At 36.2% G+C, this 16,908-nt stretch carries 16 protein-coding genes; 13 read left to right on the top strand and 3 right to left on the bottom strand.

All coding sequences use genetic code 11. The features are described 5' to 3' along the window. The first annotated feature begins 167 nt into the window (after positions 1–167). The gene (locus tag JEM49_RS01560; RefSeq protein ID WP_201873324.1) at positions 168–1,733 is read left to right on the top strand and encodes an APC family permease; all 1,566 of its coding nucleotides are present in this window, start codon (positions 168–170) and stop codon (positions 1,731–1,733) included. Between the two features lie 25 nt (positions 1,734–1,758). Here JEM49_RS01560 and JEM49_RS01555 read toward each other — a convergent pair whose 3' ends face one another. Further along, positions 1,759–2,589, bottom strand: coding sequence for a Cof-type HAD-IIB family hydrolase (locus tag JEM49_RS01555; RefSeq protein ID WP_201873316.1), 831 nt, complete (start codon positions 2,587–2,589; stop codon positions 1,759–1,761). 185 nt (positions 2,590–2,774) lie between these two features. Here JEM49_RS01555 and JEM49_RS01550 point away from each other — a divergent pair, with 185 nt between their 5' ends. The 6 genes from JEM49_RS01550 (at position 2,775) to JEM49_RS01525 (ending at position 8,410) form a co-directional block, all read left to right on the top strand. Beyond that, positions 2,775–3,020 carry a type B 50S ribosomal protein L31 gene (locus JEM49_RS01550; protein WP_014918203.1) on the top strand — a complete coding sequence of 82 codons (246 nt, stop codon included), beginning with the start codon at positions 2,775–2,777 and terminating at the stop codon, positions 3,018–3,020. 126 nt (positions 3,021–3,146) lie between these two features. Beyond that, complete coding sequence (locus tag JEM49_RS01545) at positions 3,147–4,514, top strand: UDP-N-acetylmuramoyl-tripeptide--D-alanyl-D-alanine ligase (RefSeq protein ID WP_098036843.1); 1,368 nt, start codon at positions 3,147–3,149, stop codon at positions 4,512–4,514. Positions 4,515–4,525: 11 nt separating this feature from the next. Next, positions 4,526–6,019, top strand: a complete 1,494-nt coding sequence (locus tag JEM49_RS01540; RefSeq protein ID WP_201873315.1) for a DEAD/DEAH box helicase — start codon at positions 4,526–4,528, stop codon at positions 6,017–6,019. Between the two features lie 82 nt (positions 6,020–6,101). Continuing rightward, a complete protein-coding gene (gene acpS, locus JEM49_RS01535) occupies positions 6,102–6,458 on the top strand; it encodes a holo-ACP synthase (RefSeq protein WP_025005287.1) in 357 nt (118 codons plus the stop codon). 2 nt (positions 6,459–6,460) lie between these two features. Continuing rightward, on the top strand, positions 6,461–7,591 hold the full coding sequence (gene alr, locus JEM49_RS01530) for an alanine racemase (RefSeq protein WP_087176686.1): 1,131 nt from the start codon (positions 6,461–6,463) through the stop codon (positions 7,589–7,591). Positions 7,592–7,840: 249 nt separating this feature from the next. After that, positions 7,841–8,410 (top strand): TetR/AcrR family transcriptional regulator, encoded by a 570-nt coding sequence (locus JEM49_RS01525; RefSeq protein ID WP_098036841.1) that lies wholly within the window; start codon positions 7,841–7,843, stop codon positions 8,408–8,410. 53 nt (positions 8,411–8,463) lie between these two features. On the opposite strand, the gene cbpA is transcribed toward JEM49_RS01525, so the two are convergent. Beyond that, on the bottom strand, positions 8,464–9,171 hold the full coding sequence (gene cbpA, locus JEM49_RS01520; protein WP_025005284.1) for a cyclic di-AMP binding protein CbpA: 708 nt from the start codon (positions 9,169–9,171) through the stop codon (positions 8,464–8,466). A gap of 173 nt (positions 9,172–9,344) precedes the next feature. Further along, positions 9,345–10,316 (bottom strand): L-lactate dehydrogenase, encoded by a 972-nt coding sequence (locus JEM49_RS01515; protein ID WP_201873314.1) that lies wholly within the window; start codon positions 10,314–10,316, stop codon positions 9,345–9,347. A 133-nt stretch (positions 10,317–10,449) separates the two neighbouring features. Between JEM49_RS01515 and pth the strand changes: the two genes are divergently transcribed. The 6 genes from pth to tilS all read left to right on the top strand — a co-directional run bounded on the left by pth (position 10,450) and on the right by tilS (position 16,864). Beyond that, the gene (gene pth, locus JEM49_RS01510; RefSeq protein WP_025005282.1) at positions 10,450–11,007 is read left to right on the top strand and encodes an aminoacyl-tRNA hydrolase; all 558 of its coding nucleotides are present in this window, start codon (positions 10,450–10,452) and stop codon (positions 11,005–11,007) included. Position 11,008: 1 nt separating this feature from the next. After that, positions 11,009–14,506, top strand: coding sequence for a transcription-repair coupling factor (gene mfd / locus JEM49_RS01505; protein ID WP_201873311.1), 3,498 nt, complete (start codon positions 11,009–11,011; stop codon positions 14,504–14,506). A gap of 11 nt (positions 14,507–14,517) precedes the next feature. Beyond that, positions 14,518–14,760, top strand: coding sequence for an RNA-binding S4 domain-containing protein (locus tag JEM49_RS01500; protein ID WP_011254102.1), 243 nt, complete (start codon positions 14,518–14,520; stop codon positions 14,758–14,760). Between the two features lie 66 nt (positions 14,761–14,826). Further along, a complete protein-coding gene (locus tag JEM49_RS01495; protein WP_087176683.1) occupies positions 14,827–15,204 on the top strand; it encodes a septum formation initiator family protein in 378 nt (125 codons plus the stop codon). Continuing rightward, entirely contained in the window at positions 15,204–15,566 is a 363-nt protein-coding gene (locus tag JEM49_RS01490) for a S1 RNA-binding domain-containing protein (protein WP_201873310.1), read from the top strand. Before JEM49_RS01495 ends, JEM49_RS01490 begins: the two co-directional genes overlap by 1 nt. 41 nt (positions 15,567–15,607) lie before the next feature. Continuing rightward, positions 15,608–16,864 carry a tRNA lysidine(34) synthetase TilS gene (tilS, locus tag JEM49_RS01485; protein ID WP_201873309.1) on the top strand — a complete coding sequence of 419 codons (1,257 nt, stop codon included), beginning with the start codon at positions 15,608–15,610 and terminating at the stop codon, positions 16,862–16,864. The last annotated feature ends 44 nt before the right edge of the window (positions 16,865–16,908 follow it).

The raw sequence follows: 16,908 nt of genomic DNA, 5'->3' as shown, positions 1-16,908 counted from the left end.
AGCACCAATTTAACCAATTAAATGTTAAATCAGTGCTTTAAAAGTCTAATATTAATTGTCAATGTCTTAACTTAATGACATTGGTTTTTTGCTAGAACTGTTTTTGTTATAATTAGAAGCTAAAAATCGAGAAAAATATAGGGTAAGAATGAAGGATAAGTGATTATTTGGAAGGAATGAAACGACCTAAAATAGGTCTGTTTTCGGCTATTATGTTGGCCCTAAATTCTTTGATAGGCTCAGGTTGGCTGTTTGGTTCAGGTTCTGCAGCGAAAATTGCTGGACCAGCCGCAATCCTCTCTTGGATTTTAGGTGCTGTCATTATTATTGCTATTGCTTTGACCTATGTAGAATTGGGAGCAATGTTTCCTGAAAGTGGTGGTATGAGTAGATATGCTCAATACAGTCATGGATCGTTATTGGGATTTGTTGCTGCGTGGGCCAATTGGATTTCATTAGTAACTTTGGTACCAATGGAAGCCGTGGCGGCTGTTCAATATATGAGTTCGTGGCCGTGGTCATGGGCTAATTGGACTAAGAATTTTATTAAAGATGGCAATATTACTTTTGCAGGATTGGGCGTTTTTACAATGATCAATTTTTGGTCAGTAAAAATTATGACACATTTTACTAATTTGATTTCTATTTTTAAAATCTTATTGCCTACTTTAACGATTGTAGTTTTAATTTGCAGTGGTTTTCATGCACAAAATTTCGGCTCCAACGTTCATGAATTTATGCCGTATGGAACACGTTCCATCTTTGAGGCTACGTCAGTTTCAGGAATTATCATGTCATATGATGCATTTCAGACCGTGATCAATATGGGTGGAGAATTGAAGAATCCACGTAAGAATATTGTTCGCGGTGTCTTGATCTCTATGATCATTACTGCAGCGATTTATATCATGCTGCAAGTAACTTTTATTGGAGCAGTCGAACCAAGTATGTTAGCCAAGGTAGGCTGGCACGGCATTGACTTTACTTCACCATTTGCGGATTTGGCAATTATTTTAGGAATCAATTGGTTGGTAATTTTGCTTTATTTAGATGCATTTGTATCACCGTTTGGTACAGGTGTAGCTTTCGTCGCTACAGCATCTAGAGCTTTGGCCGCTATGACACATACACGTCACTTACCTAAGTGGCTAGGCCGGCTTAATCAAAAGTATTTAATTCCGCGTTACGCGATGATTGCGGATTTGATTTTAGCGGTAATTTTGGTCAGCCTATTTAGAAACTGGAATTTATTGGCAACTGTAATCACTGCTTCAACATTAATTGCGTATTTAACAGGCCCCGTAACGGTAATGACTTTGAGAAAAGTAAAACCTAATCTTGATCGTCCGTTTAAACCTCGTTACATGCCATATCTAGCACCAATTGCCTTTATTTTAACTAGCTTGTCAATTTACTGGTCAATGTGGCCAACTACGATTCAAGTTATCTTGGTAATTGCATTAGGCTTGCCGATTTATTTCTATTATGAAATTCACTATCAACATTCAAATTTAAAAGAACAATTACGTAGTTGTTGGTGGATGATTGTTTATTTGATCTTTATGTCAATAATGTCTTATGTGGGAAGCGATGGCTTTGGTGGACAAAATTGGATTAAATATCCTTTTGACTTTGTTGTAATTGCTGTAGCTTCACTTGGATTTTATTACTGGGGTATTAAAACAGGATTACGTAAAATCGATTTGTATATTGAAAAAGACAGTAAAAAATAAAGTTGCCATAGTCAACTTTATTTTTTTACTTTTGTGCTTCGTTTAAATATTTGGTTAATACTTTAAAAACACCGTTATCGTTGTTGCTTGGTGCAATAAATTTAGCCATCTTTTTAACGCTATCTTGACCATTTTCCATGGCATAACTTAATCCAGCTAATTTGAGCATTTCAATATCATTTTCGCCGTCGCCAAATGCAATTAATTGAGTTCGAGGGACGTCTAGGTAAGCAAGAAATTCTTTAAGGCCGTTAGCCTTGTTAACATTATAGGGAATAATGTCCATATAGTTCCAGCCGCTAGTTGTAACGTGAATTTTTTCAACGCTTCTGCTATTGAATCCATATTCTAATTCTCGTCGAACCTTGCTAGGATAATCGACCGTAACTTTAGTATATTGATCATCTTCAGGGATCTGATCAAAGTCATCAACTTCAATACTATTAGGATAGAAATAATGATGTGATCGTTTAAATTGAGCCGGCGTACTTTTTAAAAAGTATGAATGCTTAACGCCGCTGATTAATGTGCTTTGGACGGCTCCAGGATAACGCAGATGCAAATAATCAACTAGATTTAAAATGCATTTTTTAGAAAAAGTTGTTGTACGGATGATCTTGCCATTGCGCACAAGAACCGCACCATTATCAGCAACAAAATCGACGGAATCAGTAAAATCACCGAAATCTGCTTCTAATCGTCCTGCTGGTCGTCCACTGGCAATAATAAAGTGAGCACCGTGCTTGTGTAAACGGTATAAAATTTCACCGAACATTTCATGATCATATTTCTTTTCATCATTTACAAATGTGCCATCGACATCTACTGCAACAGCTTTAAAAGGAAGATCTTTCATCTAAATTACCTCATTCAAAATAAATTCTGCTATTAGTTTAGCACTAATTGTAAGAGGTTACATGACATATTAGTTTCATACTGTGAAAAATGTCTTGAATTAGTTACTTGAAGATGTTATCCTAGTTTACGTTAATCGATTAATCTATGATCTGTAATATGGTCATGGCAAAGGAGTAATAAATTATGAAACAAGGTATTCATCCAGATTTTCAAAAAGTAGTTTTCATGGACTCAGCAACTGGTGCTAAGTTCTTAGCTGGTTCAACTTTGAAGCCAGAAGAAACTATTGACTACGAAGGCGAAACTTACCCATTAGTACGTGTTGAAGTTTCATCAGATTCACACCCATTCTACACTGGCAAGCAAAAGTTTGCTCAAGCAGATGGTCGAATCGAAAAGTTCAACAAGAAGTATGGCTTGAAGAAGTAAACCTTTGTCTGGTGGAAGCAGTCCCATTGGGGCTGCTTTTTTTCTTCATTAGATTATTTGGCAGAATGCTTGAAAGACAGTATAATGTTTTCTGTATAAAAATGTTTTTATGGGAGTAAAGATTCAATGAAAATGCAAATGGCTGAAATTGCCAAGGCTTTAAATACTACTTGTGAAGGCGACGACAAAACTATTATTACTTCTGTTGCCTTTGACTCCAGAAAGATCACAACTGGTGGTTTATTTGTACCGCTTGAAGGTGAACGTGATGGACATGATTTTGTGGCGGGTGCCATTAGCAATGGTGCTTCTGCTACGTTGTGGAAGAAAGGCCATCCAAATAAGCCTGAAGATATCACAGTAATTGAAGTAGATAATCCTCTTACTGCTATGCAAGATTTGGCGCATTATTATTTACGCAAGGTTAATCCAACTGTAGTAGGTATTACAGGCTCTAATGGTAAAACCACTACTAAGGATATGATCGCTGCAGTTTTATCTAAGCGTTTTAACGTACATAAGACACAAGCTAACTTTAATAATGAAATTGGTGTACCAATGACCATTCTTGAAATGAAGCCAAATACTGAAATTTTGGTCCTTGAAATGGGTATGGATAGACCAGGTCAGCTGCACCACCTAAGTGAATTAACTCATCCGGATGTAGCTGTCATTACTATGATTGGTGAAGCTCATATTGAATTCTTTGGCAGTCGCGACAAAATTGCTGACGCTAAGATGGAAATCACCGACTTTTTACGTGAAGATGGTGAATTCATTTATAACGGTGATGAACCATTGTTGCAAGAACGTGCTAAAAAGCTGGATCAAGCTAAGGCCACTTTTGGTTTTAGAGATGAAGATACAGTACATGCAACTGGCTTCAAGAGCTACATGCACCACGCTACCTTTACAATTAATGATTCAGAGCAAAAATTCTCAATTCCAATGATTGGTAAGCATAATGTTTCTAATGCAATGGCTGCAATTAGCGTAGGTCATCATTTTGGTGAAAGCGATGAAGAAATTGCTTCATCATTGTCTAACTTTAAGCCAACTGCTAACCGTATGGAATGGGAAAAGGGTGATGCTGGTGAAGCGATTATGAGTGATGTTTACAACTCAAATCCAACTGCTGTTAGAGCGGTTGTTACCAGTTTTGGTCAAGTTGAAGTTAAAGACGGCGGTCGCAGAATCGCTGTACTTGGCGACATGTTAGAACTAGGTGAAAAATCACCAGAACTTCATGCTGGATTAAGTGATACTTTAGACCCACAAATCATAAATGAAGTGTACTTGTATGGCTCTGAAATGAAGAATTTATACGATGCTTTGCAAGATAAATACGAACCAGAGAATTTACATTATTATACTCAAGATGAAATGGATCATATGATTAATGATCTTAAAAATGACATTAAGCCGGACGACATTATCGTATTAAAGGGTTCACACGGGATGCACCTTGAAAATGTCTTAGCCCGACTAAGATAGGAGAAAATTTTTTGAAGTTTTCAGAATTAGGATTAAACGATGCGCTTCTTAAAGCGATTAAACGCTCAGGTTTTGAAGAAGCAACCCCAATCCAAGAACAAACTATTCCACTTGCTTTACAAGGAAAGGATGTAATTGGACAAGCACAAACTGGTACCGGTAAAACTGCCGCTTTTGGTTTGCCAATTTTACAATCCATTGATAAAAAAGAAAAAGCAATCCAAGCAATTATCGTCGAACCAACGCGTGAACTTGCTATTCAAACACAAGAAGAATTATTCCGCTTGGGTCGTGATGAACATGCTCATGTCCAAGTGGTTTATGGTGGTGCAGATATTGGCCGTCAAATTCGTTCATTAAAGCACCACGTACCATCAATTTTGGTCGGTACACCAGGTCGGTTATTAGATCACTTAAAACGTGGCACAATTGATTTAGATAAAGTTAATACAGTAGTTTTGGATGAAGCAGATGAAATGCTCGATATGGGCTTTATCCAAGATATTGAAAGCATCTTGAGGTATGCTAAAAACCGCAAGCAAACTTTGCTTTTCAGTGCTACGATGCCTAAGCCAATCTTACGAATTGGTGAAAAATTCATGAAGGATCCTGCTATTGTTCAAATTAAGGCTAAGGAATTAACAGCTGATTTAATTGATCAATACTTTGTTCGTGCTAAGGAATCCGAAAAGTTCGATATTATGTGTCGTTTAATTGACGTCCAAGGTCCAGATTTAGCCTTAGTATTTGGTCGTACGAAGCGTCGTGTAGATGAGCTTACACGCGGATTACAAGCACGTGGCTATAATGCTGAAGGTATTCACGGAGATCTATCTCAGGCGCGTCGTATGGCAGTCTTGAAGCGATTCCGTGAAGGTAAGTTGGATATTTTAGTTGCTACTGATGTGGCAGCACGTGGTTTGGATATTTCAGGGGTAACTCACGTATATAACTACGATATTCCTCAAGATCCAGATTCATATGTTCACCGTATTGGTAGAACCGGGCGTGCAGGACAAAATGGTATCTCAGTAACCTTTGTAACTCCAAATGAAATTGGCTACATGAGAACTATCGAACAACTTACTAAGAAAAAGATGTCACCACTTCGTCCACCAACAGATGATCAAGCACTTCGCGGTCAATTAAAGCAAGCTAAGGCTGAAATCGAAGATTTGATGAATGGTGATTTGGGTAAATATACTCAAGATGCTAGTGAACTTCTTGATAACTATTCAGCTCTTGATTTAGTAGCTGCTTTTCTTAAGAACTTAGCTAAGGATTCAACAGAAATTAAGGTTAAGATTACGCCAGAAAAGCCTTTGCCATACAAGGGCGATGGTCGTCATGGTCGTGGCCGCCGAGGACGTAATGATCATGGTCGTGGACATGGCAATTATCAACGCCGTCGCAATAACAATAATAATAACCGTCACAACGGTAATCGCGGTCGTCGTGGACGTGGCAATGGACATGAATTCGTAATTAAGAATAAAAAAGATTAATTTTTTAGACTAAAAAGGAAGTTGTAATTTTTGCAACTTCTTTTTTGTATTATAATGATGTCATTGTGTGAGGTGAGAAACGATGATTAAAGGTGTAGGGATTGACTCAATTGAAGTTGAACGTGTTAAAAAGATCGTGGCAAAAGGAGATTCTTTCGCTAAGAAGGTTTTGACTCCAAAGGAATTTGCCCAGTATCAAAAGATGAAAGGCAAAAGAAAAGTTGAATATCTCGGAGGTCGTTTTTCATTAAAGGAATCTTTTTCTAAAGCTATGGGAACAGGCTTAGGCAAATACGTAGGTTTTCAAGATGTGGAAACTTTATGGGATGATTTGGGGCATCCAGTGATGACTTCAACTAAGTTTGATGGAAATATTTTCCCAAGTATCACACATGATAATCATGAAATTATTACGTTTGTAGTATTAGAGGAGAAATAAAAATGGTTCCAGGCTATCATCGTCCAGCCGTTGTAAAAGTAAATTTAGGTGCAATTAGAAGAAATATTAAGAATGAAATGCAGCACCTTGAACCAAATCAAAAGATGCTGGCTGTAGTTAAGGCTAATGGCTATGGTCATGGTGCAGTCGAAGTGGCAAAGGTTGCCGAGGAAGAAGGAGCAGCGGGATTTTGTGTTGCCATTTTAGATGAAGCATTGGAATTGCGCCGTGCTGATATTGTTAAGCCTATTTTGGTTTTGGGAGTAGTTTCTCCTGAATATGCACCAATTGCTGCTGTAAATAATGTTTCATTGACAGTACCTAATTTAGAGTGGTTAAAAGACGCTGAAAAATATTTAACAAAAGAAAACTTGCAATTAAAGATTCATTTAGGGATTGATTCTGGTATGGGTAGAATTGGTTTCAATGAAGATGATGAATTTATTGCAGCCAATAAGTTCTTGGAAAATAATAATAACTTCTTTATTGAAGGGATGTTTGCCCATTTTGCCTCTGCAGATAGCGCTGATGAGACTTATTTCAAGCATCAATGCGAGAAATTCAAGCATATGAAGAGTTTATTAACTGTTAAACCTAAATGGATTCATGTTGATAATACTGCAGCAAGTATTTTTCATGAAGGTATCAAGAGTGATCTGGTTCGTTTTGGAATTGGAATCTATGGCTTAAATCCATCTTCAAATCCATCTTCTCCAGATTTAACTTCTGCAATTAAGTTAGAACCTGCTTTATCATTTGAAAGTGAATTAACACATGTTAAAACTATTCATAAAGGTGATGGAGTAGGCTATGGTTCTACCTTCATGGCTGAAGAAGATACAGTTATTGGAACTGTCCCTGTTGGTTATGCCGATGGTTGGATTAGAAAGTATCAAGGTTTTAAGGTAAAAGTTGGCGATGAATATTGTCCGATTGTGGGACGTATTTGTATGGATCAATTTATGGTTAAAATGCCAAAGAAAATGCCAGTTGGTACCAAAGTAGTGATTATTTCAAATAACCCAGCTGATCCAAACAATATTAAGGCGGCAGCTGATTATGTTGATACAATTCACTATGAAGTTGCTTGCTTGCTGAATGATCGGTTACCACGTGTTTATTATGAAAAATAGTAAATGAAAAAGCCGAAATCACGATTATTTTTTCGTGATTTCGGCTTTTTTTGGTTAAAAAATAAATAACTTAGGGTATTAATTGTGATATGTTCATGCTAAAATATATTAAACCTGCACATTGTGTTGAGAATTTAAAAGCTATATATAAATAGTAAAATGTTTTTTTAATAATAAACAAGGTGAAATATATTGGATATTAGAACCCAAACAACAAAAAGTAATTTGAAAAAGGCTTTGTTGCAATGTATGAAAGAACAAGCTTTTAATGAGATCAAAGTTAAAGACATTATTTTAGCATCGGGTATCAGTTCACGTACTTTTTATCAATACTATAAGGACACACACGCCTTATTATTAGCAGTTGAAGATGACATCCTAGCTGAATTTAATAAAGCATTACTCGCGGATCGTGAAGCTGTTAATGGGATCGATCATGTTTTGTCTCAAGATGAATTGATAAAAGTAGCAGAGAATATTTCTAAAAATTCAATCTCTTTCTTTTTGAAAAATAAAGATAAACTTGAAATTTTAACTTCAGATAATGGAGACATCCGCTTTTTTAATAAGATGGTTGAATATGCCAATAAAGAATTTGCCATTCGAATGGAAATGATGAATCCAAACTATAAGGCGATTTTGGCACAAGAGCAAACAATTCCACCAGATATGGTTTTAGGAATCTTTGATATTAATATCATTAATGTGGTATTGCAATTAATTAAATATAATGATGAGTTGTCTCCAGCTGATATGCGTCGTTATATTGCGGGCTATTTGACTCGAACTCCATTACAATTTTTGGGATTGATGAAATAATACAAAAAAAGCTTCTAACTTTTAATTAAGTCAGAGGCTTTTTTATATGTTTTTTAATCTTTATGTGGATGTTCGATGAAGACACCAGGATTTTCATCGCTCATGATAGTCATACCGGCTTGCAAATCTTCGATTTCAGAAACAACGAAACCTTTCTTTTGCAATTTATCTACAATGGTCTTCATTGTGATGTCGGATACGCCTGCAGGTAAAGTAAACAAGGTTCTTCTTACGAAGTCTCCTTCAAGTTCTCCAGCTGCAGCATCAAGTGTCATTACACTAGACATATTAGTATGTTTTGACACGATCTTAGACATTTTAATTAAGTTACCGCGTGCATTATCGGATAAAACAGTTAAAACATATGAACCATTTTTAACATCCCATGCGTCTGATAACATGTCTAATAATCTTGAGTGGGTAAGAATACCATAAAAATGATTATCTTCATCAAGAACAGCAATGTATGGCAAGTCTTTGATGTTAAAGAATACTCTAAAGAATGGAGAATTTACCTTAATTGTCTTAGTAGCGTTCTTAAGCAAGTAAGTTACTGGTAAATTCATGTCTCCGCCTTGAGATTTGTGGCGGTAAATGTGCATTTTATAAATATTACCGCGGAAAATAGTGCCAGTGTCATCTACAATAGGCACACATCTATATCCAGATTTCTCCAGAATATCCAATGCTTCTGCTAATGTGGCTTTTTCATTAACTGTTGTTAAGTAATCTTTCTTAATAACTAAAGATTTAATAAGCATGAGTTCGCCTCCAAATTGAAAATGTTTCAAGTAATTATAGCATAATCAGTATGTTAATTAAATATTAATTAAAGACTAGCTAAAGTAATCAAATATATTTTAACAATAGTTAGTGAAATAAAAAAGCATCTCTTCCTAAGAAAAGATGCTCTTTTAATGAACTAATTTAAAAATTATTGACGAACCTTAACGCCAGTTTCTTTGAAGGCCTTGTCCATAACCTTCTTTAATTGATCTGCTGAAGCAGTCATTAATTCTTTTTCTTTATCGCTTAATGGCATTTCAATAACTTGTTCAAGACCCTTGCGTCCAACAACTGCTGGAGTACCGATGTGAAGGTCGTGTAAGCCGTATTCCCCATCCATTGGTACTGAAAGTGGAAGTACACGGTGTTCATCGTTCAAGATAGCCTTAGCGATCATTGCTGAAGCAGTACCGATGCCGTAGAAAGTAGCACCCTTCTTGTTAATGATGTCGTAAGCCATGTTAGCAACTTCCTTGTGGATGTCTTCAAGCTTAGATTCATCCATACCGTGAGCCTTAACCCAGTCGCTAACCTTTACGCCACCAACATTGTTGTAGCTCCATGCTGGGAATTCAGTATCACCGTGTTCACCAAGCATGTAAGCATTAACTGAACGTGGGTCAACGTGTTCCATTTCACCGATAACCTTTTGAAGACGACCAGTATCAAGTGAAGTACCTGAACCGATAACACGATCCTTAGGGAAGCCTGACATCTTCCAAGTTGCGTGAGTCAAGATATCAACTGGGTTAGCAACAACTAAGAAAATACCTTCGAAACCTGATTCAACAACTGGTTCAACGATTGATGATAAAATCTTCAAGTTCTTGTTAACAAGATCAAGACGAGTTTCACCTGGCTTTTGTGGAGCACCAGCAGTAATAACAACTAAGTCTGCATCCTTACAATCTGGGTAGTCAGCTGCGTAAATGTTCTTTGGAGAAGTCCAAGGAGTTGCATCAGCTAAATCGATTGCGTCACCTTCAACGTGTTCCTTAGCAATATCAATAATACCCAATTCTTCAGCGATACCTTGTTGTACCATTGAAAATGCGAAGGTAGAACCTACAGCACCGTCACCGACTAAAATAACTTTACGGGGTTTTTCAACTCTTGCCATAACAATAAATCTCCTTTTTATTAGTGATAATTTTAACAAAGAAATTATACCATGATAGCAGGCATTAATAAAATTATTATTTATTGTTTGTGCTATTATATGTAGGATTATGATGTAATGAGGGGTATATATAATGAAAATAATTGCAGGTTTAGGTAATCCAGGTCAAAAGTACGATAAAACCAAGCACAACACTGGTTTTATGACTATGGATCACTATCTTAATGAAAAAGGATTATCTTTGGACAAAGATAAGTTTGAAGGACATTGGACTAAGCAAAAAATTAATGGTGAGGATGTAATTTTGCTTGAACCTCAAACTTATATGAATGAATCAGGGCGTTCAGTTAGCCAAATTGCTAATTTCTTTAAAGTGGACCCAGAAGACGTTTTGATTATTCAAGATGATATGGATATGCCAATTGGCAAAATTAGAATTAGAGCTAATGGTAAGAGCGGTGGCCATAATGGAATTAAAAGCATTATCCGAGACTTAGGAACAGAAAAGTTTAATCGCTTAAAGATTGGGATTCGTCATCCTAAGAACACGACAGTTGTTTCATGGGTGCTTACGCCATTTAACGATGAGCAACAAAAATTAATGGATAATGCATTTGATACAAGTGTAAAGATTATCGATGACTTTATTGCAGGCCGCGATAGTCAATATTTAATGAATAAGTATAATTAAAATGCGTTTAACAGAAATATTAAAAGAAGATCAAGACTTAAATAATTTTATTGCAAAGACTAAACAAGTAAAGAATTCACTAATCACTGGCGCTAATGCCGGTGCTTTTAGTCTACTTTTAAAACAAATCGTAACTGAGTTAGATGCTCCACTTATTTTAGTAGAGGAAAATGAAAATAAGGCTCAGAATTTATACGGAGAATTAAGTGCAATTCTACCTGATGATAGTGTAAAAATCTTTCCTGTAGATGCCACTATTGCTACACAAACGGCAGTCAGTTCACCAGATGAGTTAAGTAATCGGATTGAGGCACTTAACTTTTTATTAAGTAAAAAAGCTGGGATTGTAGTAACTACACCGCAGGGCTTGCAATATAAATTGTCTGCTCCTGACGAATTTGCTCAAGCTAAGAAAGATTTTGAACCTGGCAAAGAATACGAATTAACTGACTTAAATAAATGGCTAGTTAGTTTGGGCTATAAAAAAGAAGCGTTAGTTGCTCGGCCAGGAGAATTTGCTATTCGTGGTGATATTTTAGATGTATATCCTTTAGACAGAGAGAATCCAGTAAGAATTGAATTCTTTGGTGATGAAATTGATACGATCAAGGAATTTGATCTAGCAACTCAGCGTAGTCAAAAAGAAATTGATCGTGTTGAAATTTCTGCAGCTCAAGATCGAGTATTTTCTAGTGAAGCTATTGAAGCTGCGGCAAAAGCAATAGAAAAAGATATGGGGGATGCACCTGCACCGGATAAGGCAGTCAAAGATCACTTTACGGTGGCACTCGATGCTTTGAATGCAGGTGGATTACCAGATAATTATGCCTTTTTGGTGGATTATTTAATTAAAAAGCCAAGTAGCTTATTAGAATATTTAGATAAAAATGGTCAAATCTTGATTGATGATCTGCCTTTAATCAAACAAGCGGTAGAGACTGTAGATAAGCAAAATGCAGCTTTTATTAGTGATGAACTAAAAACTGGTGCAATGCTGCCGAAGCAAACTTTGCGCAGTGATTTTGATCAAGTATTAACTAAAGATAAGCACCATAGAATATATTTCTCTCTTTTCCAGCGCAGTATGGGACGAATTCGTTTGGGACAGATGCTCAATTGGCAAACGCGTGAACCAGAACAATTCTTTAGTCAAATGCCCCTAATTAAGTCAGAACTTGAGTCGTATCAAAAATCTGGTCAAACAGTTGTACTACAAGCAGATAATGCGAAAAGAGCTAAACAAATCGATCAGACAATGGTCGACTTTGGTCTAAACTTGCCAATTGTAGATAAAAATGAAATCTCAGAAGGTAAATCGCAAATCGTAGTAGCGGGTTATACCAGCGGTTTTAGTTTACCTTCGGTGAAGTTAGTTTATTTGACCGAACGCGAACTTTTTAACAAGCGTCCACAGCGTAAAAAGAGAATCAAAACTCTGGAAAATGCTCAGAGATTACGTAATTATACTGAGTTAAAGCCAGGGGATTATGTTGTCCATGTTAATCATGGTATTGGTCGTTTTGAAGGAATTAAAACACTAGAAAATAATGGCGTTAAGCGTGATTACATTACCATCACCTATCAACATGGCGATCAATTATTTGTACCAGCAGATCAGCTTAGTTTGGTACAAAAGTATGTGGCTTCTGAAGGAAAGACGCCTCATATTAACAAACTTGGTGGTAGTGAATGGGCTAAAACTAAGCGTAAGGTTCAATCTAAGGTTGAAGATATTGCTGATGATTTGATAGAGCTTTATGCTAAGCGCGAATCGGAAAAAGGTTTTGCTTTTTCACCAGATGACGATTTGCAAAAACAATTCGAAGATGCCTTTCCATATGCAGAGACTCCGGATCAGTTACGTTCAATTAAAGAAATCAAGGAAGATATGGAAAAGCCGAAACCGATGGATCGTCTAGTTGTAGGAGACGTTGGTTTTGGTAAAACAGAAGTAGCTTTAAGGGCAGCTTTTAAAGCAATTCAGGATAATAAACAAGTAGCTTTTTTAGTGCCAACAACTATTTTGGCTCAGCAGCACTATGAAACTATTCAAGATCGTTTCAAAGATTTTCCTGTTAATACTGCGATGCTTTCTCGTTTTCAAACTCCAGCTGAATCTAAGGAGATTATTGAGGGACTGAAGGAAGGAAAAATTGATTTAGTCGTAGGTACCCACAGACTGTTATCAAAGGATGTTGAATTTAAAGATCTTGGATTGTTAATAGTTGATGAAGAGCAGCGCTTTGGCGTTAAGCATAAAGAAAGGCTAAAGCAGTTAAAGGCTAATATTGACGTGTTGACTCTCACTGCTACGCCAATTCCTAGAACTTTGCATATGTCGATGGTTGGGGTGCGCGATTTATCTGTGATGGAAACTCCGCCTCAAAATAGATATCCAATTCAAACTTATGTGATGGAACAAATTCCAAGCGTAGTAAGGGATGCATGTTTGCGTGAAATGCAGCGTGATGGACAGGTCTTTTACCTACATAATCGAATTAGTGATATCGATGAAACTGTGGAAAAGCTGCAACAATTAATCCCGAATGCGCGGATTGCTAGTGCTCATGGACGAATGAGTCAAAATCAATTGGAAGACATTTTGTATCGGTTTTTGAACCGTGAATTTGATATTTTAGTGACGACGACCATCATTGAAACGGGTATCGACATGCCTAATGTTAATACGATGATTATCGAAGATGCTGATCACTATGGTTTGAGCCAGCTTTATCAGCTGCGAGGGAGAATCGGTCGTAGTGCCAGACTTGCCTATGCATATTTTCTGTACCAGCCTAACAAAGTTTTAACCGAAGTTGGTGAAAAACGCCTAGATGCAATCCGCGATTTTACTGAATTAGGGTCAGGCTTTAAGATTGCTATGCGTGATTTGTCGATTAGAGGAGCTGGCAATATGCTGGGAGCCCAGCAGCACGGCTTTATTGATAGTGTTGGTTATGATTTGTATTCACAAATGCTTAGCGATGCAATTAAAGAGCGTAAGGGTAAGAAGACAGTTAAGAAGTCAAATGCAGAGATTGATTTAAAACTTGAAGCCTATATTCCAGATTCATATATTGGCGACCAAGAAGAAAAAATCGAATTTTACAAAAAGATTAAAGCAGTCAATAATCAGGAAGAATTAGATAAAATTGAAAATGAACTAATTGATCGCTTTGGTGATTATCCAGCAGCTGTTGAGAATTTACTTGCTGTAGCTGGGTTAAAGGTAGATGCTGATCTAGCTCAAGTCTTAAATGTACTGAAAAAAGATAATAATACTATTAAGGTTGAGTTTAATAATGCTGCTTCACATGAATTAGAAGGACCTAATATTTTCAGAGCATTAGAACACGTAAGTCTTAAAGCACGTATTAGCATGAATCAAGAAAAAAGAATGGTTGTTTTGCTGCAACTGCCTGATAAGATGAAGAATCGAGTTTTGTTTAATGAATTAACTACGTTCTTAGAGGCTGCCAGCGAAATAGTGCAAAGATAGAGGTATAAATTATGAGAATTGATAAATTTTTAAAGGTTTCAAGATTAGTTAAGAGAAGAACTGTTGCTAAGGAAATGGCAGATCAAGGCCGAATTAAAGTTAATGGACGAGTAGTTAAGTCCAGTTACGATGTAAAAATCGATGATATTATTGAAATTGGTTACGGTGCGCGAGTAATTAAAGCCAAGGTCTTGAATATTCGCGAAACCACTAAAAAGGCTGAAGCAAGTGAACTTTACGAGTTAGTTGATTGATGACTTTCCCATAAATCGTTGTTATACTTAACGTAAACGATATTTGTTATAACAGAGGATAAAAAAATGAATCATGGTCCACATATTTACAATTCGTTAAGTCCAGAAGCTCAGAGAGAGAAGCTACTTCGTAAGCAAGCGAAAATCGAAAAACGAGTTCATCGCATTCGATTAAATAGAATTGTTGCTGTTTTTGCTATTATATTTGTGATTTTGGGTATTCAAATTACAATTAAAGTTTCACAAACAAAGCGTATTAACAATCAAGTACAAGTTGAAAAACGAGGATTGGCTAAAGTTAAGAAAATAGCTAAAACTTTAAAGACCAAGAGACAGAATCTCGATGATCCAAACTACGTTGCTAAATTAATTCGTTATAAGTTTTATTATTCTAAATCAAATGAAAATGTTTATAACGTGCACGAAAGAAATGATAATGATTAATGAAGAAGTATCAAGCCGGTAACCGGGTAACCGGGGTGATTAATAACATTACCGATTTAGGTATTTTTGTTACATTGCCTAATAGACATTCAGGATTAGTTCATCACAGTGATTTTGGTAATAATTGGGCGCGAGAAAGGCGTCAATATCAAGTAGGCCAAAAGGTTCGCGTTGTTGTCGTGCATGTCAATAGAGGCAGATTTAATCTGTCAATTGCACGCGTAAATGATTCTGATTTAGTTGATCATGATAATCAATTTTCTGATACTAAACCTGCAGAATTTGATCAGGTTTTGAACAAAGTAAGTAGAGATGCTAAAAAGGAAATTGATGAATTAAAAAAGGTTTTGAATAAAAATTAAAAATGACCCGTAATGGGTCATTTTTTTAGTTAGGGAGATTTATGAAAGTAGTAGATTTCTTTAGAAAAAATGGAATAGATTTAGAAGGTAAAACATTATTAGTGGCCGCAAGTGGAGGCCCTGATTCGATGGCTCTTCTTGATATGCTTAAAAACTTGCAAGCCAAAAAGAATTTTCAATTAATGGCTGCACATTTTAATCATCAATTAAGAGAAGACAGTGAGGAAGAAAGTGAGCTTCTAAAAAAATACTGTGATGAAAAAAATGTGCCATTATTTATTGCAAAATGGCCTAAAGAAGAACAACCGCAAGTGGGAATAGAGGCTGCAGCAAGACATGCGCGCTATGCTTTTTTAACACAAATAGCTAAAGAAAATAAGGCTGATTATTTGTTAACTGCCCATCACGGGGACGATTTGCTGGAAAATATCTTGCTTAAATTTATTCGCTCAGGTAATCCCGAAGAGATGAATAGCCTGCAAAGAGTGGGTGAAATGCATGGTGTAAAATTGTTGCGACCATTGTTGGGATACAGCAAGGACGAGCTATTGCAATATAATCAAGCTCATCGAATTGATTTTATAACTGATTTAACTAATCAGGCTGATGAAACGATGCGTAATCGCTTGCGCCATCATGTGGTGCCATTACTCAAAAAAGAAAATCCTGCTTTGATCAAGAATGCACTTTTTTTTAGTCAAAAAATGGATGAATTGATCGATTATGTTGATGAAAAAAATATTGCAGTCGGTCAATTGGAACGTTTTCTAAATGTTGCGTATCGCATTAAGAGTGAAAAATTAAAGCGATTGACGACTAAAGAAAGAACCTTTTTCTGGCAGAGAATGATTTGGCAAAAATATCATCGACGGGTTAATGAAAATTTGGGTAATTTCGCAGTCATTGAATATCAAAATTACTTTTATTTGTATAAAAAGCAAAATATTTCCGAAGTTAAAAAACAGGTAATTAGTTTAAATCAGCCATTTGTGTTTAAAAATAGAAAAATGGTGTTATATACTGAAAGAAAAGCCGGTATAAAGCTGATTGGTGATTTTTGGTTTAAGCCAAATACTACTTTTAGTGTGGGAGAATTAACGGCGGGGAGTAAACTTCTGCTGCAAAATGGACATCATGTTAAAGCAAAAAAGAAGTTTGCAGAAAATGAGATTCCACTAGCTTTACGACCATTTTGCTTAGCCATTTATGCAGAAAACGAACCAATTTTTGTGGAGAAAATTTATCAAAACCAAAATTGGATCAAAAATGGCAAACATTATTTTCTATATAATTCTTAAAAAGTCTTCAAAATAGTTGAAAATATTAGTGGTAGCATCTTGTT

Origin of the sequence: Lactobacillus sp. A27, assembly GCF_016742815.1 — a bacterium.
In the GTDB taxonomy this organism is placed as follows: domain Bacteria; phylum Bacillota; class Bacilli; order Lactobacillales; family Lactobacillaceae; genus Lactobacillus; species Lactobacillus gallinarum.
Note: the sequence above shows the minus strand (reverse complement) of the source record. Positions and strands in the feature narration are given on the sequence as shown.